Below are 20,776 nucleotides of genomic sequence, written 5' to 3'. Positions count from 1 at the left end.
CGCTGGGGAAGGCGTCGCACCACCATGTCTCTGGCCTTGGCCACCCTGATCCACGAATGGCGGCGGTACACCGCCGCGGTCGTGGCGCTCGCGTTTTCGGGCCTGCTGATCCTGGCGCAGGTCGGGATGTTCGTCGGCATCGTGAAAGGCGTCACCGCCACGATCGACCGCTCCCGGGCCGACCTGATGATCCTGCCGGCCAAGATGGAGAGCCTGATCAACTCGGGCGGCGGCAACCTGCCCGGACGCCTGCAGCCGCAGATCTACATGCACCCCGACGTCGCCGAGGTCGCCTCGTGGGACATCGAGGGCGGCCGCTGGGTCAACCGGCCTCCCGAGGGCCAGCAGGCGGTCACCACCTATGTGAACATCTACATGGTCGACACGCGGCCGAACGCGGTGACGCTGCCGGTCGACTATTCCGAGCAGGTCCGCCAGGCCCTGATGGAGCCCTATGCGGTGGCCATCGACGAGACCCAGCTGAAGCGGCTGGGGGTGAAGCTGGGGGATTCGGCCTCGCTCAACGGCAAGACGGTCCGGGTCCGGGCCGTGCTGACCGGCTATCCCAACATCAACAACGCGGCCGTCGTGGCCTCCCGCGACACCATCCGGCTGCTCGGCTTCATGGCCGACGAGAGCAAGACCGGCCCGCTGATGGTGCGGCTGAAGGATCCGGCGCGGGCCGAGATCGTGCGCGACCAGCTGAACGCCAACGCCAACGGCGCCTACCGCGCCTGGACCCGCGAGGAGCTGCGCAAGGCCGACGAGGGCGCCCTCATGGGCGAGCAGATCATCGGCATCTTCATCGGGTTCTCGGTCTTCCTGGGCTTTCTGATCGGGGTCGGCATCACCTCGCAGACCCTGCGCGGGGCGATCCTCTCCAGCATCAAGGAGTTCGCGAGCCTGCGGGCGCTCGGGGTCTCGATGGGCGCGCTGCGCCTGATCGTGATGGAGCTGTCGATCTGGGTCGGCCTCGTCGGCCTGGTCGCCACCGGCCTCCTGACCTTCGGCATCTACCTGCTGGCCGCCAACGGCGGCCTGCCGATGGGCTTCCCGACGCCATGGGTGATCGGCGTCTCGATCCTGCTGATCGCCATCTCGTGCGCCTCGGGCCTGCTGGCCCTGGGCATCCTGAAGAAGAGCCAACCTGCGGACCTGCTGCGATGAGCGCCAATCCCACCGCGATCGAGGCCCACGGCGTCTACAAGCGCTTCAAGACCGGGCGCACGCACATCGAGGTGCTGAAGCGGGTCGATTTCGACGCCCGCCACGGCGAGGTGACGATGGTCATGGGCCCCTCCGGGTCCGGCAAGTCCACCCTGGTGGCCGCGCTGTCGGGCCTGCTGAAGCCCGACGAGGGCCAGGTGCGCGCGCTAGACACAGACATCTGGGGCCTGCGCTCCGGGAAGCTGGACCGCTTCCGGCTGGACCACTGCGGCTTCATCTTCCAGGGCTTCAACCTGTTCTCGGCGCTCACCGCCCTGCAGCAGGTCGAGATCATCCTGAAGCACCAGGGCCACTCCAAGTCGGTCGCCCGCGAGAAGGCCGCCCTCGCCCTGGACGAGGTGGGCCTGGGCAAGCGCCTGCACCAGCGCCCCGCGGAGCTGTCGGGCGGCGAGAAGCAGCGGGTGGCCATCGCCCGGGCGCTCGCCAAGGACCCGCGCCTCGTCTTCGCCGACGAGCCGACCAGCGCGCTGGACGGCGAGAACGGCCAGATCGTCATCCGCCTGCTCCAGCGGGCCGCCAAGCAGCACGGCGCGGCCGTGATCTGCGTCACGCACGACCCCCGCCTGGAAGCCTACGCCGACCGCATCATCCACCTGGAGGACGGACAGATCCTGGAGGACCGCCGCGCCGCAGAGCCGGCCCAGTCCGCCGCCGACCGTCGTCCCGAACCCGCGCTCCTGGGAGCCTGAGGAACCATGCCCGCCATCTTCCGCAACCGTTTCGTCTGGATCGCCGTCCTCGTCCTCGCGCTGGGCGGCGGCGGCTTCATGTTCATGTCCAGCCAGGCCAAGGCGACGAAGGCCGCCGAGGCCAAGGCCGCGGCCGAGGTCAAGCCCAGCCCCTTCTCGGCGGTCGCCAACGGCAAGGCCGACGTCGAGGGCGGGATCATCCAGGTCGCCGCCCGCCGGGCCGGCGTGGTCCGCGACGTGCTCGTCCAGGAAGGCGAGGACGTGACGAAGGGCCAGATCCTCGCGCGCCTCGAGGACGACGAGCCTCGGCTGCAGGCCGCGCGCGCCGCGGCCGAGGTCCGCCAGGCTCGGGCGGCCCTCGCCCTGCTCGAGGTGCAGCTCTCGGCGGCCCAGCGCGAGGAGCGCCGCCTCCAGGGCCTCGCCCCCTCGAACTTCGTCGCCGCCCAGAAGCTGGACCAGGCGCGCGACGGCGTGCGCGAGGCCCAGGCCAAGATCCTCGCCCAGCAGGCGGTCGTCGCCACCGCCGAGGCGCGGCTGGCCGAGGCCCGCTACGACCAGGAGCTCAGCATCATCCGCGCGCCCGTCGAGGGCCGGATCGTGCGCCGCTACGCCAACCCCGGCGCGGGCGCCTCGACCCTGAACGTCTCCAACATGTTCGACCTGGAGCCGCGCGCCGGCCGCATCGTGCGCGCCGAGATCGCCGAGGGCGCCCTGCCCTACGTCTCGGTTGGCCAGACCGTGCAGATGTCGCCCGAGAGCGACCCGACCAAGACCTTCAACGGCAAGGTCCTGCGCCGGGCGGCTGTGTTCGGCGCGCGCAAGCTGCAGTCGGACGATCCCAACGAGCGCACCGACGACCGCGTGGTCGAGGTGGTGGTCGACAGCTCCGGCGCGCCGTTCCTGATCGGGCAGCGCGTCCTCGTGAAGTTCATGCGCCAGCAGCAGGCGCAGGTCCCGACCGCGCCGCAGGGCTAAGGGCTTCCCCAAGCGCCCTCACCCCCCTGCCGCGGCCGCCTCCCCCGCCTCCTGGTTGGCGGGGGAGGCGCTCCTTTCCCGAAAGCGCCGCGCCTCCGCCACGTCAGCTTGACGCCCCTCGCGCCGCGCCGCACAACGCGCGCCGACTTTTCCGAACACCTGTTCTAGAGGGGACACGCAAATGGCGGACATCCGCTTCGACGGCAAAGTGGCCATCGTGACCGGCGCGGGCGGGGGCCTCGGCCGCCAGCACGCGCTGGAGCTCGCCCGGCGCGGCGCAAAGGTCGTGGTCAACGACCTGGGCGGCTCGGTGGACGGCTCGGGCGGCGGCTCGGACGCGGCCAACAAGGTCGTCGAGGAGATCAAGGCCGCCGGCGGCGAGGCGATCGCCAACGGCTCGTCGGTGACCGACGACGCCGGCGTGGCCCGGATGGTCAAGGACGCCATGGACGCCTGGGGCCGGATCGACATCCTGGTCGCCAACGCCGGCATCCTGCGCGACAAGACCTTCGCCAAGATGGAGCTGGCCGACTTCGAGGTCGTGGTCGACGTCCACCTGCTGGGCACGGTGAAGCCGGCCAAGGCGGTCTGGGAGATCATGCGCCAGCAGAACTACGGCCGCATCGTCGTCACCACCTCCTCGACCGGCCTCTACGGCAACTTCGGCCAGTCGAACTACGGCGCGGCCAAGCTGGGCCTGGTGGGCTTCATGAACACGCTGAAGCTCGAGGGCCAGAAGAACAACATCCACGTCAACGCCATCAGCCCGGTGGCCGCGACCCGGATGACCGAGAACCTGATGCCGCCCCAGGTGCTGGAGCAGCTGAAGCCCGAGTACGTGACCCCCGGCGTGGTGTTCCTGTGCTCGGAAGAGGCCCCGACCGGCACGGTCCTGACCGCCGGCGCCGGCGCCTTCGCCGTGGCGCGGATCGTCGAGACCGAGGGCGTCTACCTGGGCGGGACCGCCACGGTCGAGCAGGTGCGCGACAACTTCGCCAAGATCGCCGATCCGGCGGGCCAGCAGGCCTACATGAACGGCGGCGAGCAGACGGCGAAGTTCTTCCGCAAGATGCAGGGCGGCTGATCGCCCGCACGGCGACCTGACGTTCGGGCGGCCATCTGGCCGCCCGTTTCGTATCTGAAACCGGAAACCGCTTGCGCGGGCTCAAGTGATCGCGCGTAACCTGAAACGAGGGCGTCCGCGAGAGACGCCTCCCCAGGTGGAGGAGCGTTTGGTGGTCAAGGCGAAAACTGCTGCGCCGGCGGGCGCGCTGTCGATGGGCACGGTCTTCGCCTTCGCCAGCGCCAGCATTCCGATCCAGGCGCTGGTGCTGGCCATCAGCGTCCACCTGCCGCGCTACTTCGCCAGCCACATCGGCCTCGAACTGGCCATGGTGGGCGCGGCCTTCGCCATGGTCCGGCTGATCGACATCCCGATCGACGTCGGCCTCGGCATGGCCATGGACCGCACGCGCAGCCGCTTCGGCCGCTACCGCCTCTGGCTGGCGCTTGGCGCCCCGGTGATGATGCTCGGCCTGTGGTTCGTGCTCCAGGCCGGCCCCTCGACCTCGCAGCTCGGCCTCAGCGGCATCCTGCTGTTCCTCTACATCGGCTATTCGATGGTCTACCTCTCGCACCTCGCCTGGGGCGGGGTGCTGGGGCCGACCTACGCGCAGCGCAACCGCGTGTTCGGGGCCGTCATCGGCCTGGGCGTGGTCGGCTCGGTGGCCGTGCTGCTGATCCCGGTGGTGATGCAGTACCTCGGCGCCACCGACGGCGAGGGCGTCCGGGCCATGGTCTGGTTCATCATCCTGGCGCTTCCGGTCACCGTGGTGACGGTGCTGGCCTCCACGCGCGAGCCGATCACCCGCGACCACAAGGCCCACTTCGGCTTCCGCGACTACCTCACCCTGCTGAAGCACGGGAACGTCGTGCGCCTGCTGGTCGCCGACCTGTGCGCCACCCTGGGCCCGGGCTGGATGGCGACGCTGTACCTCTTCTACTTCAATGACAGCCGCGGCTTCGACACCGCCCAGGCCAACCTGCTGCTGATGATCTACATCGCCGCCGGCTTCGCGGGCGCCCCGTTCATGGCCTGGCTGGGCAACCGGATCGGCAAGCACCGCAGCCTGATGGTGGGCACAACGGTCTATTCGATCGGCCTCATGGTCGTGCCGTTCCTGCCGGCCGGCAACTTCCTGGCCTTCGCGCCGGGGATGTTCATCGTCGGCGCCATGGCCGCCGGCTTCCTGGTGATGATCCGCGCGCTGACCGGCGACATCGCCGACGAGATGCGCCTGGCGCACGGCCGCGAGTACATGGGCCTGATGTACGCCCTGACCATCGGCACCTCGAAGATCGCCTCGGGGCTGTCGGCCCTGACCTTCGTGCTGCTGGCGGCGATCGGCTACCAGGCCCGGGCCGGGGCAGTGAACACCCCGGAGGCCATCCGGGCCCTGGAGCTGGTCTACATCGTGGGCCCGATCGTCTTCGTGATGGCCGCCGGCGCCAGCTTCATCGGCTACAAGCTCACGCCCGAGCGGCACGCCGCCATCCGCCGCGAGCTGGACGAGCGCGACGCGATCTACGCCGAGGCCCCCGCGCTGGGCAGCCTGACCGGCGACGACATGCTGGTCGAGCCGCGGCGGCCCTGATCGGCCTCGCTCTAGGGCCTGAGCTTCTCGGCCATCTGCAGGAAGGCCCAGGCGGCGGGCGTGTCGGGGCTGGTCGCCACCAGCGGCCGGCCGGCGTCGCAGGCCTCGCGCAGGGCCACCTCGATGGGAATCTCCGCCAGCAGCGGCACCCCCAGGCGCCGGGCCTCCTCGGCCGCCCCGCCCTGGCCGAAGATCGGCACGCGCTCGCCCGTCGGGCTCTCGAACCAGGCCATGTTCTCCACGACGCCGAGGATCGGGGCCCCGACCTTCTCGAACATGGCCGCGGCGCGGCGGGCGTCGATCAGGGCGATCTCCTGCGGGGTCGAGACCACCACCACGCCGTCCAGCTTCAGGCGCTGGACGAGGGTGAGCTGGATGTCGCCGGTGCCGGGCGGCAGGTCGACCACCAGGACGTCCAGCGGCTCGGCCGCCGTGCCCCAGTTGGCGTTCATCAGGCTGCGCAGGGCCGACGAGGCCATCGGCCCGCGCCAGATGGCCGCCTGTCCCTCCTCGACGATGAAGCCGATGGACATGACCTTCACGCCCCAGGCCTCCAGCGGGTTCAGCCGCTTCTCGGCGTCGAAGGTGGGCTCGCCCTCGGCCCCCAGCATGTGCGGGGCGGAGGGGCCGTAGACGTCGGCGTCGAGCAGCCCGGCCCGCAGGCCGATCTTCGCGAAGGCCGCGGCGAGGTTGACCGAAACCGTGGACTTGCCGACCCCGCCCTTGCCGCTGGCCACCGCGATCACCTTGCGCACGTGCGCCGGGCGCTGGGCCTCGGGCATGGGCTGCAGGCGGGCCTGGGGATCCTCGGAGACGCGGGCGCGGCGGGGCACGGCGACTGGCTGCGGCGCGTCGGCCTCGGCGGTCAGCACCACCTGCGCGGTCTCGACGCCGGGGACGGCGGCCAGCGCCCGCTCGGCGGCGTCGCGAACGGGCCCGTAGAGCGGAATGTCCTGCGCCGGGACCTCCAGCATGAAGGCGGCGCGGCTCCCGCGGATCACCAGGCCGCGCACCAGGCCGGCCGCCGCCAGCCCCTGGCCGGACCTCGGATCGGCCACCCGATCCAGCGCCTCGAGCACCACCGTCCTGTCGGGTCCCGCCGGTTGGATCATGCCGCTTTGCCTTGCTTTGCCGGGGAAGGGGCCTCATATCCGGCTGGAAGCGCCGGTTTACAAGCCCATGCAGGGCTTTAAGCAGAGGACCGCTAGGCCCCACTTGAGTACGACGCGACCTGGCTGATGCCCTGGAACGATAACGCCAATCCCGGCCCGTGGGGCTCGCCCCCGTCCGGCGACGGCGACCGCCGAGACAACACCCCCAAGCGCCCGCGCGGCGGCGGACCCCGCCGTCCCGAAGGCCCCGACTTCAACGCCAACTTCGACCGGCTGGGCCGGCGGCTGCGCGACTTCTTCAGCGGCGGCCCCGGCGGCGGGGTCCGGCCCGGCGCGATCGCCGCGGTCGTGGGCGCGGCCTTCGGCCTGTGGGCGCTGTCGGGGATCTACGTGGTCCAGCCGAACGAGGAGGCCGTGGTCACCACCTTCGGCGCCTATTCGCGCAACGAGGGCCCCGGCCTGCGCTACCACCTGCCCGCTCCTATCGAGCGCGTGCAGAAGGTGCCGGTCACCAGCCTGCAGCGGCTGGACGTGGGCGGCGCCGCCGCCGGCGCGGTGCCGGAAGAGAGCCTGATGCTCACCGGCGACGAGAACATCATCGACCTGCAATTCAGCGTCACCTGGCGCGTCGCCGACGCCGACCGCTTCGTCTTCACCATCCGCGACCCCGAAGGCTCGGTGAAGGCGGTGGCGGAGAGCGCCATGCGCGAGGTCGTCGGCCGCACCAACCTGCTGGACATCCTCACCACCGGCCGCGGCCAGGTGCAGCAGCAGGCGGCCGAACTGATGCAGCGGACCCTGGATTCCTGGGGCGCCGGCGTGCGCATCGACGAGGTGCAGATCCGCTCGGCCAACCCGCCGCAGCAGGTGCTGGCGGCGTTCCGCGACGTGGTCAGCGCCCAGCAGGACCAGGAGTCGGCGGTCAACGAGGCCAACACCTACCGCAACCGGGTGATCAACGAGGCCAAGGGCGACGCCGCGCGCATCGTGCAGGCCGCCCAGGCCTACCGCGAGCAGGCCGTGCGCGAGGCCACCGGCGATGCGTCCCGCTTCAACGCCATCCTGAACGAATACCGCCGCGCTCCGGGCGCCACCCGGGACCGGATCTACATCGAGACCATGCAGCGCGTGCTCGCCCGTTCGAACAAGGTGATCGTCGACAGCGAAGGCGCCTCCGCGCCGATCATCCTGCCGCCCGACGTGTTCCGGCCCAGGACCCAGCCGCAGGCGCCCGCGCCGCAGGCCGTCCCGCAGACGGAGGCCGCCCAATGAGCCGCCGTCTCTGGACCTACCTGATCGTCGGGATCGGCGCCCTCGTGGTGCTGGCCAACACCCTCTACATCGTCGACCAGCGCGAGCAGGCGATCGTGCTGCGCTTCGGCGACCCCGTGCGGGTCGTCAACGCGCCGGACGCGCCGGGCGCGGGCTTGAACGCGAAGATCCCGTTCTGGGAGAACGTGATCAAGTTCGACCGGCGGAACCTGGCGCTCGAGAGCCAGCAGGAAGAGATCATCACCGCCGACCAGCAGCGGCTCGTCGTCGACGCCTTCGTCCGCTACCGCATCTCGGATCCGCTGGCCTTCTACCGGACCCTGCGCGACGAGCGCACCGCCACCGACCGGATCGAGCGGCTGGTGAACTCGTCCCTGCGCCAGGTGCTGGGCTCGGCGCCCCAGACCGAGATCATCTCGGGCGGCCGCGGCCGGCTGATGCAGCTCGCGCGCAACGACGTCGCCCGCCGGGCCGAGGCCTCGCGCTTCGGCATCCAGGTGATTGACGTGCGGATCCGCCGGGCCGACTTCCCGGCCGGCAACCAGGAGGCCGTGTTCCGCCGCATGCAGACCTCGCGTCAGCAGGAGGCCGCGCGCATCCGGGCCGAGGGCGAGCAGCAGAAGCGCGAGATCATCGCCCAGGCCGACCGCGAGGTGACCATCACCCTCGCCCAGGCCCGCGAGCTGGGCGAGACCACCCGAGGCGAGGGCGACGCCCAGCGCACCCGGATCTTCGCCCAGAGCTTCGGCCGCGACCCGTCGTTCGCCGCCTTCTGGCGCTCGATGCAGGCCTACGAGGCGAGCCTGGCCCAGGGGGACACCACCATGGTGCTCTCGCCGGACAGCGCGTTCTTCCGCTACTTCGAGCGGGGCCCGTCGGGCAGCCGCTAGGCCGCTTGACCCGCGAGATTACGCGCGTAACCTGACGTTGGATTACGAAAGTAATCTGACTGCTTACCGCAATCCCCTTCCCCTCTCCGGCCCGTCCGGGGAGGGGTTTTTCGTTTCCTCAGCTCGCCTGGAGCGCCAGGAAGCCGCGGACCTCGTGCAGGTCGCGGGCGATGCGGACGCACAGGGCGTGCATCTCGTCGGTCGGGTCCAGCATGTCGGGGACCATGACCGTCATCATGCCGGCGGCGGAGGCGGCGCGCACGCCGTTGTGGCTGTCCTCCAGGGCCAGGCAGTCGGCCGGATCGACGCCCAGCCGCTCGGCGGCCAGCAGATAGGGATCGGGGTTCGGCTTGGGCCGCGGATAGTCGCCGTTGGCCAGCACCGCGTGGAACCGCTCCAGCAGGCCGTGGCCGCCGATGTGGTGCTCCACCGCCTCGCGCCGCGACGAGGTGGCGATCGCCCGCGGCAGGCCGAGGGCGTCCAGGTGGTCCAGCATCTCCAGCACCCCGGCCTTGAGCGCCACCCCGGCGTGGACGATCTCGCGGAAGCGCCGGGTCGAGCCGTCGCGCAGCGCATCGGTGTCGAAGCCCGGGCCGAAGTGGTCGGTGAGCACGAGCGCGCTGTTCAGCCAGATGTGCCCGATCATCCGCTTCAGGACGTCGTCGGGCAGCTCGTGGCCCATATGGGCGCACTCGGCGACCAGGGCCTCGCAGTAGACCGTCTCGGTGTCCACCAGCAGGCCGTCCATGTCGAAGACGACGGCTTTGACGGGACGCGGGAGGGCCATGCCCGTGGATTTAAGCCGGTTCGGCCGGGCGGCAAGTCACCTGCCGTTTCAATCCGTGACGAACTCGTCGGCCCGGTAGCCCTGGAAGTAGAGCAGCGCGGTCAGGTCGGCGTGGTCCACCTTGGCGTCGGCCTGGGCCGCGACGATCGGCTTGGCGCGATAGGCGACCCCCAGGCCGGCGGCCTCGATCATCGCCAGGTCGTTGGCGCCGTCGCCGACCGCCATCGTCTCGTGCAGCGGCAGGCTCAGGGCCTCGGCCTCGGACAGCAGGGCCGAGAGCTTGGCGGCCTTGCCGAGGATCGGCTCGCCCACGCGCCCCGTCAGGCGCCCGCCCTCCTCGATGAGGGTGTTGGCGCGGTTGTCGTGGAAGCCCGCGGCCTGCGCCACCCGGCTGGTGAAGAAGGTGAAGCCGCCCGAGACCAGCAGGCAGCGCGTCCCGTTGGCGGCCATGGTGCGGACGAGGGTGCGGGCGCCGGGATTGAGCCGGACCCGTTCGTCATAGGCCTGCTGCAGCGCCTCGGCGGAGAGGCCGGCCAGCATGCCCACCCGCTCGCGCAGGGCGCCCTCGAACTCCAGCTCGCCGCGCATCGCCCGCTCGGTGATGGCCGCGATCTCGGCCTTTCTGCCCGCGAAGTCGGCCAGTTCGTCCAGGCACTCGACGTCGATGATGGTGGAGTCCATGTCGGCCACGAACAGCCGCTTGCGGCGACCCTCGGCGCGCTGGAGGCAGGCGTCGACGGCGAGGTCCGCGAGCGCCTCCGAGGCGGCGGCGCGCAGGGTCTTCAGGTCGCCGGTGAGCGAGGCGTCGAGGGCGTCCGGGCCCAGCGGCCGGGGCGACTTGACGGGAAGGCCGGCGGCTGCGAGCGCTTCGGCCGCGGCGGGGGCGTCGCGGCCCACGAGTGTAAGGACAAGCTCCATGGAGCCCCGCATCTGGCTGATCGCCGGGCCCACGGCAAGCGGCAAGTCGGCGCTGGCGCTCCGGCTGGCCGAGGCGAGCGGGGCCGAGATCGTCAACGCCGACTCCATGCAGCTCTACGCGGGCCTGCGGGTGCTGACCGCCGGCCCCGGCCCCGAGGAGACCGCCCGCGCGCCGCACCACCTGTTCGGGAGCGTCGACCCGGCGGACGGCTGGTCGGTGGGCCGATGGCTGCGGGCGGCGAGCGAGGTCATCGCGGACATCCGCGGCCGCGGCCGCCCGGTCGTCGTCGTGGGCGGCACGGGGCTGTACTTCCGGGCGCTGACACAGGGCCTGGCCGAGATCCCCGAGGTCCCGGCCGACGTCCGGGCCAAGGCCGCCGCCGACTTCGAGCGGATGGGCGAGGCGGCCTTCCGCACCCGGCTGGCCGAGGTCGACCCCGCCGCCGCCGCCCGCATCGCCCCGGGCGACCGCCAGCGCCTCTGCCGCGCCTGGGAGGTGTTCGCCGCGACGGGGCAGGCGCTCAGCGACCTGCAGCGCACCGGCGCACCGGCCATCGCGGACTGGAGCGCCGTGGCCCTGGAGCCGCCCCGGCCGGCGCTCTACGCCCGCTGCGACGCGCGGCTGCACGCCATGGTCCGCGAGGGGGCGCTGGAGGAGGTGCGCGCCCTGATCGCGCGGAACCTCGATCCCGCCCTGCCCGCCATGAAGGCCGTCGGGGTGCGCGAATTCGCCGCCCACCTGCGCGGCGAGACCTCCCTGGAGGCGGCGGTGGAGGCGGCGCAGCAGGAGACCCGCCGCTACGCCAAGCGCCAGATCACCTGGATGCGGGGCCAGATGGCCGGCTGGCCGCGCCTGACGGCAGATGACCACGAGGGCCAGTGGAGGCAGTTTCTTGCGCAGGAACCCGGCTTGACGCCCTGAACGCGAAATGCGAATGCACTTTGCAGTCTCTCCAGGGTAGTTACGTGCGCAACGACATCCTTGTACTCACCGGGCGGCCGACAACGGACTGACGATAGGCGTCAGCACCGACCGGTCGCTCGTTCCAGGCCCCTTGCGGGCCTTTTTTATTGTCCTCACGTCCAGAGCCCCTCCCCCGAAAGGTCCGACCATGACCGCCCACCAGACGATCGAAGCCCAGCAGGACACCATCTCGGGCGCCGAGATCGTGGTGCGCGCCCTGATCGACCAGGGCGTGGAGGTGCTGTTCGGCTATCCCGGCGGGGCGGTCCTGCCGATCTACGACGCGCTGTTCGCCGAGCCGCGCCTGCGGCACGTGCTGGTGCGCCACGAGCAGGGCGCGACCCACGCGGCCGAGGGCTACGCCCGCTCGACCGGCAAGCCCGGCGTCGTCCTGGTGACTTCGGGCCCCGGCGCGACCAATGCGGTCACCGGCATCGTCGACGCCCTGATGGACTCCATCCCGATGGTCGTCATTACCGGCCAGGTCGCCACCCACCTGATCGGCACCGACGCCTTCCAGGAATGCGACACCATCGGCATCACCCGGCCCTGCACCAAGCACAACTACCTGGTGAAGTCGGTCGAGGACCTGCCGCGGATCATCCACGAGGCGTTCCACATCGCCACCTCGGGCCGGCCGGGGCCGGTGGTCATCGACATCCCCAAGGACGTGCAGTTCGCCAAGGGCGCCTACCGCGGCCCCGCCGAGGTGACCCACGCCCACAACTACGCCCCCCGCACGAAGGGCGAGCCGTCGAAGATCGCCGAGGCCGTGGCGCTGCTGGCCAAGGCGCGGCGGCCGATCCTCTACACGGGCGGCGGCGTCATCAATTCCGGTCCCCGCGCCGCCGAGCTGGTGCGCGAGCTGGCGGCCCTGACCGGCGCGCCGGTCACCTCGACCCTGATGGGCCTGGGCGCCTTCCCCGCCTCCAGCCCGCAGTGGCTGGGCATGGTGGGCATGCACGGCTCGTTCGAGGCCAACAACGCCATGCACGACTGCGACGTCATGGTGGCCATCGGCGCGCGCTTCGACGACCGGGTGACCGGCCGCCTGGACGCCTTCGCCCCCACCAGCCGGAAGATCCACATCGACGTGGACGCCAGCTCGATCGGCAAGAACGTGCGCGTCGACGTCGGCATCGTCGGCGACGCGGCCAGCGTGCTCGAGGACCTGATCGGCGCCTGGAAGCAGCGGAACCTGAAGCTGGACAAGGCCGCGGTCGCCGACTGGTGGCGCGAGATCGAGGCCTGGCGGGCGCGCGATTCCTTCCGCTACCGGCCGGATTCCAAGCTCATCAAGCCGCAGCACGCCATCCAGCGCCTCTACGAGCTGACCAAGGACCGGGACACCTACGTCACCACCGAAGTCGGCCAGCACCAGATGTGGGCGGCCCAGTTCTACCACTTCGACGAGCCGAACCGCTGGATGACCTCGGGCGGGCTCGGCACCATGGGCTACGGCCTGCCGGCCGCGGTGGGCGTGCAGATCGCCCATCCGGACAGCCTGGTCATCGACATCGCAGGCGACGCCAGCGTGCAGATGACCATGCAGGAGATGTCGACGGCGGTTCAGTACGACCTGCCGATCAAGATCTTCATCCTCAACAACGAGTGGATGGGGATGGTGCGCCAGTGGCAGCAGCTGCTGCACGGCGAGCGCTACTCGCACTCGTATTCGGCCAGCCTGCCCGACTTCGTGAAGCTGGCCGAGGCCTACGGCTGCGTCGGCCTGCGCGCCGAGCACCCCGACGAACTGGACGACGCGATCCGCGAGATGATCGACGTGCGCAAGCCGGTGATCTTCGACTGCCGGGTGACCAAGGAAGAGAACTGCTTCCCGATGATCCCCTCGGGCAAGGCGCACAACGAGATGATCATGGCCGAGGAATCCCGCGACCTGGGCTCGATCATCGACGACGCGGGCAAGCGGCTGGTGTGAGCCTGGACGCGTACGAGGCGCTGGTCGCCCTCGCCCGGCGGCAGCAGGGCGAGGGCCGCTACCGCGAGTCCGAGGAGAGCCTGAACCGGGCGCTGACCCTGCGGCCAGGCAGCGACCTGGCGCGCGTGGGCCTCGCCTACGCCCTGCTGGCGCGCGGCGCGTTCGCGCAGGCCTGGCCGCTGCTGGAGGCGCGCGCCGGCGCCGCCCCCGACCTGGTGCCGCCGGTGACGGCGTCCTACCCCGAGTGGCGCGGCGAGCCGCTGGCCGGCAAGTCGATCCTCGTATGGGTCGAGCAGGGCTTCGGCGACCAGATCATGATGGCGCGCTTCGTGGCGGCGCTGCGGGCCCAGGGCGCCAGCGTCACCCTGGGGTGCCGGACCGCGCTCGCGGCGCTGTTCGCCCCCCTGGCCGACCGGCTGATCGCCATCGACGCCGGCGGCTCGGTGGAGGTGCCGCGGCACGACTACTGGACGCGCTACTTCTCGCTGCCGGGGCGGCTGGGCGTGACGCTCGAGACCCTGCCGGGCGCGCCCTACCTCGCCGCGCCCGCGGACCGGCGCGAGCGCTGGAGCGGCTGGTCCGGCGTGGGCCTGGCCTGGGAGGCCAGCGCCACGGGGGCGGCGGCGCGCAGCAAGAGCCTGCCCGAACCCGACGTGCGCGCCTTGCTCGGCCTTGGCCTGCGCAGCCTGAGCCCGCAGGACACCGGCGCCCGCGACTTCGCCGACACCGCCGCGATCCTGGAGCGCCTGGACCTGGTGGTCAGCATCGACACCGCGGTGGCGCACCTCGCCGGGGCGCTGGGCCGGCCGGTCTGGATCCTGCTGCCCTACGCCGCCGACTGGCGCTGGATGACGGGGCGCACGGACAGCCCCTGGTATCCAACGGCGAGGCTGTTCCGGCAGCCGGCCCCCGGCCAGTGGGCGCCGGTCGCGGCGCAGGTGCGGGAGGCGCTGGCGGCATGGCGCTCGTGACCCCCGCGACCCGCGCGTTGGACGCGGCGGGCGTCGCCCATGAGCTCGCCACCTACGCCTACGACCCGCACGCCGAGCGGGTCGGGCTGCAGGCCGCCGAGGCGCTCGGGGTCCCACCGGACCAGGTGCTGAAGACCCTCATGGTCGTGGCCGACGGCAAGCCCGCCTGCGTGATCCTGGCCTCGGACCGCGAGGTGTCGATGAAGAAGCTGGCGGCTGCCCTGGACGCCAAGGCCGCCGAGATGATGAAGCCGGCCGACGCCGAGCGGATCACCGGCTACCGGGTCGGCGGCGTCAGCCCCTTCGGCCAGAAGCGCCGCGCGCCGGTCGTGCTGGACGCCGCCGCCCTGGAGAAGCCGCGCGTCTATGTGAACGGCGGCCAGCGCGGCCTGCAGGCGAGGCTCGCGCCGGCCGAGATCGTCCGCGTGCTGCAGGCCAAGGTCGCGGCCGTCAGCGCCTAGTGGGCCGCGCCGATGCGGGCGAGCACCTCGTGGGGGATGGCGTAGCGGCGGATCAGCCCCTCGTGATCGGCGCAGTCGCAGGCTTCGTGCTGGACCACCAGCGCCCAGACCGCATCGGCGGCCTCGGCCAGGAGGCGCGCGCGCTGGTCGGGATCATCCGCCCCGTCCGCGTCGTGCTCGCGCAGCTCGGCCAGCGCCGCCTGCACGCGCCACTCGCAGCGCCGAAGGCCGGCGTCGAGGTTTTCCAGGAGTTCGAACCTGAGGACGGCCTCGCCCGTGTCGACCTGCGGGCTTTCGGCGAGGCGCTGAGGCATACGGAGCGGGGACATGCCGCCTCCTTGGCTCTCTGAGGTGGGGCGATGATACCACCGTTACGCGGCCTAGAGTCGCCGCTCGCGCCTATTTGACCCCGAGCCGGTTCAGGACCTCGCGGGGGATGGCGTACTGGGCGACGACGGCGGCCCGGTCGCGCAGGCCCAGCACCTCGCGCTGGACCAGGAAGGCCCACACCGCGTCGGCCGCGGCCTTGAGCGCCTCGGCCCGGCCCTCGCCTCCCTGCTCGAGGTCGCGCAGGACCGCGAGCGCCGCCTCCATCTTGCGGCCGGCGCGGCCGAGCGAGACCGCCTGCTCCTCCAGGAGCTCGTAGCGGAGCACCGCCTCGCCGGTGTCGACGCCGAGGCGGCTCGTCAGGCTCTGGGGCGGGCGCAGCGAGGACATCGGCCGCATGTTGGCGGCCAATGTCCTCCTGGCAAGCGGGACCGAAGCGTCAGCCTTCGCCGAACGCCTCGGCCACGTCGGCCTCCACCGGCCAGAGGCGGTAGCCCCGGCCGACGTCCTCGCGCAGCAGCCGGTCGAGCTGCCAGCCGCTGCGGCCCACGTGCACGCCCATGAGCGCGAGATCGGCCATGATCTCGTCGCGCACGGGATCGGGAACGGCGCGGTTGTCGGCCAGCCGGGCCTCCTCCAGCCGCCAGCCGAAGACGTGGTCGCGGGCGACCTCCAGCACCACGCCCGGCGGACCGGCCCACTCGTAGAAGGCCGACCAGCCGGACGCCGCGTGGGGCATCCGGTCGGCCAGGCAGTTGCGGTACCGCCGGGCCGCCTCGCGCAGCGCCGCCTTGGTCGCGAGCGGCGCCAGCCGCGCCGTGCCGGGATGCGGCGGAGCGCACGGCTCGGGGGTGAGGTCGTCCCGCACCGCCTCGAACAGGGCCCGCACCGATCCCGCCCGCGCCCAGCCCGCCGCGGCGGCCTCGGCCGCGTTGACGCCGTCGCGGAAGCGCAGCGCCTCGTAGGCCTCGCACAGGACGGCGAAGCCCTCGGGCGTGAGTTCGCGGGCGAGGCGGACGGCCTCCTCCATCGGCGCCGGCAGCTCGGCGAGGCGACGGACCAGCTCGACGTCGACGGCGGGCGCGTGGCGCAGCGCCTTGGCCGGCGCGGGCCGGGCCAGCAGGGTGAGCAGCAGGCGGTAGGCCTCGGCGTCCCAGGCGATCTCGCCCAGGCGGCCCAGCACGCGCTCGAGCCCGGCGGGCGCGGCGGCGACCACCGACGGGATCACGTGGCGCAGCCGCGCGCCGAGGATCGCCGCGGCGAGCGCCCGGACGTCCGCGCCCACGGCGAAGCCGAGGCAGACGAGGTGGCGCCGGGCCGCCGGCGCGGTGAGGAAGGCGGTGTGCGGCTCGGGCCAGACGGCGGCGACGCGCGCGGCGAACTCCCCGGCCACCAGCCTGAGGAGCGACGTCGGCTGGGTCCTGGCGCCGGTTTTGGTCCCGGTCCTGGCAGGGCCCGAACCCTGGATGGAGATGAACATCTGGAAGCTCCCGGAGGTCTCTTGCGGACCTCCTCCCGGGAGCGTCCGCGTCAGGCGTTTGTCTTGAGGATCGCGCCCGGATCCGAACCGGCGCGCACGTCAGCGTCAGCCGCCCCGGCCCAGGGGCGGGTGCAGGTCTCGCTGGCGATGAGGTCGCGCGTCGTCATTCGGTGACTCTCGTTCGAGGAGCGGACCGTCTCTCACGATCCGATGGCCGCGTGCAAGGCCGCGGTTGCAGGCCGCACGCCATGGTTAATCGGCTGTGGCCGGAAGGACACGGCGGTTGCGGCGGCCGCCGTCCTGTGACACCTCCTCGGCCACGAGGAGCCCGCCCGATGTCCGACGCCCAGCCCGCCTCCGTCTACGACCTGGCCCACGAGGAGGTCCCCGAGAACACGGCCACCTTCGCCGTGCTGGTGGACAACGAGCCGGGCGTGCTGCACCGCGTGGTCGGGCTGTTCGCCGCCCGCGGCTACAACATCGAAAGCCTCACCGTCGCCGAGACCGACCGCAACGCGCACACCAGCCGGATCACCATCGTCACCCGCGGCACGCCCCAGGTGCTGGGCCAGATCGAGGCCCAGCTGCAGAAGATGGTCTCCACCCGCCACGTCCAGGACGTGACGAAGGACCCGAACGGCCTGGAGCGCGAGCTGGCCCTCGTGAAGGTGAAGGGGACCGGCGCCGAGCGGGTCGAGGCCCTGCGCGTCTCCGACATCTTCCGGGCGAAGGTGATCGACACCACCCACGAGAGCTTCGTCTTCGAGCTGACCGGCGCGCCGGCGAAGATCGACAAGTTCGTGGACCTGATGCGGCCGCTGGGCCTGGTGGAGGTCTCGCGCACCGGCGTGCTCTCGATCCAGCGCGGCGTCGACGTCTTTTAGGGAACGCCTTCAAAGGAACAGGGGCCGGCGCTAGGCTCTTTGACGCGGGGGGCGTGAGCAGGAGAGGTCCGCTTGCCGTCCATCCGCCATGCGATCCCGGCCCTGATGCTCGTCGCGATCGCGACGCCGGCCGACGCCCAGTTCCTCTTCCGCCGCCAGCCAGCCCAGATCGGCCCGCCCGAGGGGACGCCGCCCTACGAGGCCGAGGTCTGGCCCTTCCCGCCGCCCGACCCGCAGAGCTGGTGGGACGACAAGCGGCCGCGGCCCGACGAGGCGGCCGACCCGTTCGGCGGCCGCCGGATCCGGCGCGGGAGCGCCTGCCGACCATCGACAACGGCATCGACGCCTCGACCTACCGGCTGTGGGGGCTGATGCCGCTGCAGTGGCAGTTGCTGCGCGGCGACGAGATGATCCTCGAGGTCTGGACGCGGCCGACGACCAGCGTGCGCCAGACCGTCACTCGCGTGTCGGTGCGCGGCGACGGGGAGGTCTTCGTGCAGGGCCGCGCGGGGCTGGCCTGCTGCGAGGCCGGCATCGCCCGGCGGCTGGGCTTCGACCGCGAGCTGCCGGATGGCTCGGCCGAGCGCTTCCGGGTGCTGCGCGACCACTGGGTCTGGAAGTCGCCGCGCGACGTGCGGGTGGCCGAGGCGGGCGCTGCCGAGGCGGTGTGCGTCGAGGGGACAGCCTACGACCTGACGCTGCTGACCGCGGACGGCGCCCGGACCGTCCGCCGGGCCTGCGATCCCGCCGAGGTGGGCGAGGCGGCCGAGGTGCTGGAGGCCGTGCTCGGCGCGGGGCTGGGGCACGATCCGCGCTTCGACGTGGTGTTCCGCGGCAAGGCCGACTTCAGCATGCCGCGGCAGGCCTATCGCGAGCTGATCGAGAGCGGCGGGCGCCTGCGGCCCGACCCACGCAGCCGCTTCCGCCCGCCCGGCCAGGAGCTGATCCCGGAACCCGAGACAGCGGAAGCGCCCTCGCCCACGCCGAATTGAGAGCCGGTCCTTCAAATCCCCGTCCGCCTGCCCTATATTCATCAGCGTCGGGTTCGCCCGACTATGGGGATAAACGCGCGCGAAATAAGCGGACTGGACCCGGGTGCGATTCCCGGCGGCTCCACCAAGATCTTCCTCCGGGTTATCGCCGGAAAAGTGCGGGGCCGATCAGCATCGACAGACGTGTAAAGGCGTTGCTTTCTCCCGGCCTGACCCACCGTTTCGGGTCATTAAACTAAATGCGAACGATAACTTCGCTGAGGAAGTCCGCCTGGCCGCGTAATGCGGTCCGGTAGAAATCCGACCTAAGCCCTAGGGGTTCAGATCCTTAGGCGGGGCCCGGTGGGGGCCTGGCAACAGAACCCCACCACCTCATTCCGAGCCACGCTCCCTTCCTCCGCCCTCATTCTCCGCATCGTGAGATTTCCACGCCGGGGCGCTTCGCGCCTTGCGCGCCTTACCGCAGGCGCTAACTATCGCGCATTGTTTCGGAGTACCCATGGCCCAGGACCCGCCGGCCCAGGATCTGATGAACTACGAGGCCCTCGCGCAGGACGCGCTGCGGGGGGTGGTGAAGGCCGCGCTGAAGCGCGCCGCCGCGCCCGAGGGCCTGCCCGGGGCGCACCATTTCTACATCACCTTCAAGACTGACGCGGCGGGCGTCTCGGGTCCCGCCGACCTGCTCTCGAAGTACCCGGACGAGATGACCATCGTCCTGCAGCACCAGTACTGGGATCTCGCCCCCGGCGAGACGTTCTTCTCGGTGACCCTGCAGTTCGGCGGCCAGCCCAAGCGGCTGTCGATCCCCTATGCGGCGGTGACCCGGTTCTACGATCCCTCGGTGCAGTTCCTGCTGCAGTTCGAGCCGCCGCCGGCGGTCCAGACCGCGCCGGCCGCCGCCGCGCCGGAGCCGAAGGCCGTTCCCGACGCCGCCCCGCCCGCCGAGGGCGAGGCGAAGATCGTCTCCCTGGACCAGTTCCGCAAGAAATGAGCGCCGGATGAGCGACGTCGCGAGCCCCGAGCCGCAGGCTCTCACCGACGAGGCCATTCTCGAGCGCTTCCAGCGCAGCAAGAACCAGCCGACCGGCTCCCAGACGCTGGGGTTCCGGCTGACGGGCGTCAGCCAGGCCGACCGCTCGGTCGAGGTGGAGTTCGAAGCGCGGGCCGAGCTGCTGCTCAACCCCATGCGCCAGATCCAGGGCGGCTACCTCTGCGCCATGCTGGACGAATGCATGAGCGTGGCCTGCATGGTGGCGTCCGGCATGACCGCCGTCGCCCCGACGCTCGAGATGAAGACCAGCTTCTTCCGGCCCGGCATGCCCGGGAAGATCCGGGGGATCGGGAAGGTGGTGAAGTGGGGCCGGCAGGTCGCCTTCACCGAGGGCGAGCTCTACGACCCCGAGGGGCGGCTGCTCGCCAAGGCCACGGGCACGGCGCTGCCGACGCCCTTCGCCAGCTACAAGAAGTGAGATGCGCCGGCCGGCCCGCCTGATCCTCGTGATCGCGGGCCTGCTGCTCGCGCTCGCGAGCGTCCCCGCCCGCGCCGGGCCGTTCTCGGACTGGACGGCGGTGGTCATCGCCGGCGACTGGCAGGGGTCGGGCGGCGGCCCGACCGAGGCCTTCGACAACGCCCGCCGCGACGTCGCCCGGGCGCTGGGCCGGGTGGGCTTCGAGCCGCAGAACCTGCGCCAGTTCTCCACCCGCCCCGAACAGGACGCGGCGACCCGTCCCGAACCGTCCGACATCGAGAACATCTACGGCGCCATGGCCGAGCTGACGGGCAAGGCGACGGGAGGCTGCCTCTTCTACGTGACCAGCCACGGCACGCCGAAGGGCGCGATCGTCGGCAAGGGCATGCTGGCGCCCAGCGTCCTGGCCGCCATGCTGGACCGCACCTGCGGCCGGCGCCCGACCATCGTGGTGATCTCGGCCTGCTTCTCGGGCGTGTTCGTGCCGCAGCTCGCCGCGGCCAACCGCATGGTCCTGACCGCCGCCCGCCCCGACCGCACCTCGTTCGGCTGCGGCGAGAGCGACCGCTATCCCTTCTTCGACGAGTGCTTCCTGCAGGCGATGCCGAAGTCGCCCGACTTCTCGGCCCTGGGCGCCTCGGTCCGCGACTGCGTCCGGCGGCGCGAGATCGCCGAGAAGGTCAGCCCGCCGTCCGAGCCGCAGGTCTATGTCGGCGCCGAACTGCGGCCCATCCTGCCTCTCTACGGCTTCCCCTAGCATGGCCC

The 20,776-nt window shown here is 71.7% G+C and carries 23 protein-coding genes and 1 other RNA gene; 18 read left to right on the top strand and 6 right to left on the bottom strand.

What is annotated here, in order from left to right; translation table 11 throughout:
- Window positions 1-24 precede the first annotated feature (24 nt).
- The 5 genes from PHZ_RS04830 (at window position 25) to PHZ_RS04810 (ending at window position 5,545) form a co-directional block, all read left to right on the top strand.
- Window positions 25-1,167, top strand: coding sequence for an ABC transporter permease (locus tag PHZ_RS04830; protein ID WP_012521446.1), 1,143 nt, complete (start codon window positions 25-27; stop codon window positions 1,165-1,167).
- Complete coding sequence (locus PHZ_RS04825; protein WP_049758141.1) at window positions 1,164-1,916, top strand: ABC transporter ATP-binding protein; 753 nt, start codon at window positions 1,164-1,166, stop codon at window positions 1,914-1,916. Before PHZ_RS04830 ends, PHZ_RS04825 begins: the two co-directional genes overlap by 4 nt.
- A 6-nt stretch (window positions 1,917-1,922) precedes the next feature.
- Window positions 1,923-2,891, top strand: coding sequence for an HlyD family secretion protein (locus tag PHZ_RS04820; protein WP_012521444.1), 969 nt, complete (start codon window positions 1,923-1,925; stop codon window positions 2,889-2,891).
- Window positions 2,892-3,072: 181 nt separating this feature from the next.
- On the top strand, window positions 3,073-3,975 hold the full coding sequence (locus PHZ_RS04815; RefSeq protein WP_012521443.1) for an SDR family NAD(P)-dependent oxidoreductase: 903 nt from the start codon (window positions 3,073-3,075) through the stop codon (window positions 3,973-3,975).
- 151 nt (window positions 3,976-4,126) lie between these two features.
- The gene (locus tag PHZ_RS04810) at window positions 4,127-5,545 is read left to right on the top strand and encodes an MFS transporter (protein WP_148216787.1); all 1,419 of its coding nucleotides are present in this window, start codon (window positions 4,127-4,129) and stop codon (window positions 5,543-5,545) included.
- Between the two features lie 11 nt (window positions 5,546-5,556).
- On the opposite strand, the gene PHZ_RS04805 is transcribed toward PHZ_RS04810, so the two are convergent.
- Window positions 5,557-6,657, bottom strand: coding sequence for an Mrp/NBP35 family ATP-binding protein (locus PHZ_RS04805; protein WP_012521441.1), 1,101 nt, complete (start codon window positions 6,655-6,657; stop codon window positions 5,557-5,559).
- Window positions 6,658-6,783: 126 nt separating this feature from the next.
- On the opposite strand from PHZ_RS04805, the gene hflK reads away from it, so the two are divergent.
- Window positions 6,784-7,929, top strand: a complete 1,146-nt coding sequence (hflK, locus tag PHZ_RS04800; protein ID WP_012521440.1) for an FtsH protease activity modulator HflK — start codon at window positions 6,784-6,786, stop codon at window positions 7,927-7,929.
- Entirely contained in the window at window positions 7,926-8,819 is an 894-nt protein-coding gene (gene hflC / locus PHZ_RS04795; RefSeq protein WP_012521439.1) for a protease modulator HflC, read from the top strand. Before hflK ends, hflC begins: the two co-directional genes overlap by 4 nt.
- 118 nt (window positions 8,820-8,937) lie before the next feature.
- Here hflC and PHZ_RS04790 read toward each other — a convergent pair whose 3' ends face one another.
- Both PHZ_RS04790 and serB read right to left on the bottom strand, forming a co-directional pair.
- Complete coding sequence (locus PHZ_RS04790; RefSeq protein WP_012521438.1) at window positions 8,938-9,606, bottom strand: HAD family hydrolase; 669 nt, start codon at window positions 9,604-9,606, stop codon at window positions 8,938-8,940.
- Window positions 9,607-9,654: 48 nt separating this feature from the next.
- The gene (gene serB, locus PHZ_RS04785; protein ID WP_012521437.1) at window positions 9,655-10,524 is read right to left on the bottom strand and encodes a phosphoserine phosphatase SerB; all 870 of its coding nucleotides are present in this window, start codon (window positions 10,522-10,524) and stop codon (window positions 9,655-9,657) included.
- Between serB and miaA the strand changes: the two genes are divergently transcribed.
- The 4 genes from miaA (at window position 10,523) to ybaK (ending at window position 14,859) form a co-directional block, all read left to right on the top strand.
- The gene (miaA, locus tag PHZ_RS04780) at window positions 10,523-11,446 is read left to right on the top strand and encodes a tRNA (adenosine(37)-N6)-dimethylallyltransferase MiaA (protein ID WP_012521436.1); all 924 of its coding nucleotides are present in this window, start codon (window positions 10,523-10,525) and stop codon (window positions 11,444-11,446) included. The genes serB and miaA overlap by 2 nt on opposite strands.
- 190 nt (window positions 11,447-11,636) lie before the next feature.
- Window positions 11,637-13,427 (top strand): acetolactate synthase 3 large subunit, encoded by a 1,791-nt coding sequence (locus PHZ_RS04775; protein ID WP_041373189.1) that lies wholly within the window; start codon window positions 11,637-11,639, stop codon window positions 13,425-13,427.
- Complete coding sequence (locus PHZ_RS04770; RefSeq protein WP_049758140.1) at window positions 13,424-14,398, top strand: tetratricopeptide repeat protein; 975 nt, start codon at window positions 13,424-13,426, stop codon at window positions 14,396-14,398. Before PHZ_RS04775 ends, PHZ_RS04770 begins: the two co-directional genes overlap by 4 nt.
- Window positions 14,386-14,859, top strand: coding sequence for a Cys-tRNA(Pro) deacylase (ybaK, locus tag PHZ_RS04765; RefSeq protein ID WP_012521433.1), 474 nt, complete (start codon window positions 14,386-14,388; stop codon window positions 14,857-14,859). Before PHZ_RS04770 ends, ybaK begins: the two co-directional genes overlap by 13 nt.
- On the opposite strand, the gene PHZ_RS04760 is transcribed toward ybaK, so the two are convergent.
- From PHZ_RS04760 to PHZ_RS04750, 3 genes are all read right to left on the bottom strand, one after another.
- Complete coding sequence (locus PHZ_RS04760; protein WP_012521432.1) at window positions 14,856-15,188, bottom strand: DUF6665 family protein; 333 nt, start codon at window positions 15,186-15,188, stop codon at window positions 14,856-14,858. The genes ybaK and PHZ_RS04760 overlap by 4 nt on opposite strands.
- Window positions 15,189-15,258: 70 nt before the next feature.
- Window positions 15,259-15,576: a DUF6665 family protein gene (locus PHZ_RS04755; protein WP_012521431.1), complete on the bottom strand. Its 318-nt coding sequence runs from the start codon at window positions 15,574-15,576 to the stop codon at window positions 15,259-15,261.
- Window positions 15,577-15,625: 49 nt separating this feature from the next.
- Window positions 15,626-16,666: a hypothetical protein gene (locus PHZ_RS04750; protein ID WP_012521430.1), complete on the bottom strand. Its 1,041-nt coding sequence runs from the start codon at window positions 16,664-16,666 to the stop codon at window positions 15,626-15,628.
- A gap of 335 nt (window positions 16,667-17,001) precedes the next feature.
- On the opposite strand from PHZ_RS04750, the gene ilvN reads away from it, so the two are divergent.
- The 7 genes from ilvN (at window position 17,002) to PHZ_RS04725 (ending at window position 20,768) form a co-directional block, all read left to right on the top strand.
- The gene (ilvN, locus tag PHZ_RS04745) at window positions 17,002-17,550 is read left to right on the top strand and encodes an acetolactate synthase small subunit (protein ID WP_012521429.1); all 549 of its coding nucleotides are present in this window, start codon (window positions 17,002-17,004) and stop codon (window positions 17,548-17,550) included.
- Between the two features lie 72 nt (window positions 17,551-17,622).
- Window positions 17,623-17,922: a hypothetical protein gene (locus PHZ_RS21485; protein WP_049758138.1), complete on the top strand. Its 300-nt coding sequence runs from the start codon at window positions 17,623-17,625 to the stop codon at window positions 17,920-17,922.
- Entirely contained in the window at window positions 17,922-18,542 is a 621-nt protein-coding gene (locus tag PHZ_RS04740; protein WP_049758137.1) for a hypothetical protein, read from the top strand. Before PHZ_RS21485 ends, PHZ_RS04740 begins: the two co-directional genes overlap by 1 nt.
- Before the next feature lie 6 nt (window positions 18,543-18,548).
- Window positions 18,549-18,914, top strand: a transfer-messenger RNA (tmRNA) gene (gene ssrA / locus PHZ_RS22040).
- A 127-nt stretch (window positions 18,915-19,041) separates the two neighbouring features.
- Window positions 19,042-19,533, top strand: a complete 492-nt coding sequence (locus PHZ_RS04735) for an SspB family protein (RefSeq protein WP_012521428.1) — start codon at window positions 19,042-19,044, stop codon at window positions 19,531-19,533.
- A gap of 7 nt (window positions 19,534-19,540) precedes the next feature.
- Window positions 19,541-20,011 (top strand): PaaI family thioesterase, encoded by a 471-nt coding sequence (locus PHZ_RS04730; RefSeq protein ID WP_012521427.1) that lies wholly within the window; start codon window positions 19,541-19,543, stop codon window positions 20,009-20,011.
- Between the two features lies 1 nt (window position 20,012).
- Window positions 20,013-20,768: a C13 family peptidase gene (locus PHZ_RS04725; RefSeq protein WP_012521426.1), complete on the top strand. Its 756-nt coding sequence runs from the start codon at window positions 20,013-20,015 to the stop codon at window positions 20,766-20,768.
- Window positions 20,769-20,776 lie beyond the last annotated feature (8 nt).

The sequence above is a fragment of the Phenylobacterium zucineum HLK1 genome, assembly GCF_000017265.1.
Taxonomy (GTDB): Bacteria; Pseudomonadota; Alphaproteobacteria; order Caulobacterales; family Caulobacteraceae; genus Phenylobacterium; species Phenylobacterium zucineum.
The sequence above is the reverse complement of the archived record's forward strand: the minus strand, read 5'-3'. Positions and strand labels throughout refer to the sequence as shown.